Below are 1,024 nucleotides of genomic sequence, written 5' to 3' on the forward strand. Positions count from 1 at the left end.
AATCGTCTAAATCTTCTTCTAACTGTCAATCAACTGAAGAACGACTTGCCGCCTTAGAACGCGAAAATAAAGAGCTCAAGCGAACGAATGATATCCTGAGGCAAGCTGCCGCTTTTTTCGCCCAAGCGGAACTCGACCGCAAACAGAAGTGATAGTGGATTTTATTGATGCTTGCAGAGAGCATTACGGTGTCGAGTCAATTTGCAAGGAATTGCCGATTGCACCATCAACGTATTATTCTCATAAACAGATACAAAGAGAGCCTGAGCGACTGTCTAACCGCAAAAAGCGTGATGCTGAGCTGATAATACTCATTCGCGAAGTGTGGGAGGATAATATGTCAGTTTATGGTGCAAGAAAAATATGGAAGCAGCTACAGCTTGACGACCATCAAGTCGCCCGCTGTACAGTCGAACGATTGATGCGAGTTATGGGAATTCAAGGTGTTCGTCGGGGTAAAGCACATAAGACAACGATACCTGACGAGCAACAAGATAAGCCACTGGATTTAGTTAATCGTCAATTTACTGCTGAGCAGCCAAATCAACTTTGGGTAGCTGACATCACCTATGTTGCCACATGGAGTGGGTTTGTTTATGTCGCTTTCGTGATAGATGTTTTTTCACGATACATTGTAGGTTGGCGTGTATCAACGACAATGCACACAGAGCTTATTCTTGATGCGTTAGAGCAAGCTATTTGGCATCGTGGCAACCCCGAAGGGTTAATTCACCACAGCGACAGAGGCAGCCAATATTTGTCTATACGATACACTGAGCGACTTGCTGAAGCTGGAATTCAAGCGTCTGTAGGCAGTGTGGGTGACTCTTATGACAATGCATTGGCTGAAACAATAAATGGATTATTTAAAACAGAGATTATTCGCAGAAATGGCCCGTGGAAGAATGTTGATGCTGTTGAATACGCAACGTTAGAGTGGGTCAATTGGTTTAATAATCAACGCTTATTATCTTCAATTGGGTATATTTCACCAGCTCAATATGAAACAGACTACTATGATAAT

General features: G+C 43.0%; 1 pseudogene and 1 other annotated feature. The pseudogene reads left to right on the forward strand.

Features of this window, described 5'->3' with window-relative positions:
* Positions 1-1,024, forward strand: a pseudogene (locus tag CWC30_RS17305) (IS3 family transposase); the annotation flags it as partial.
* Positions 110-226 (forward strand) — a sequence feature (AL1L pseudoknot). Its footprint overlaps the pseudogene before it by 117 nt.

The sequence above is a fragment of the Pseudoalteromonas sp. S4741 genome, from assembly GCF_005886135.1.
Taxonomy (GTDB): Bacteria; Pseudomonadota; Gammaproteobacteria; order Enterobacterales; family Alteromonadaceae; genus Pseudoalteromonas; species Pseudoalteromonas tetraodonis.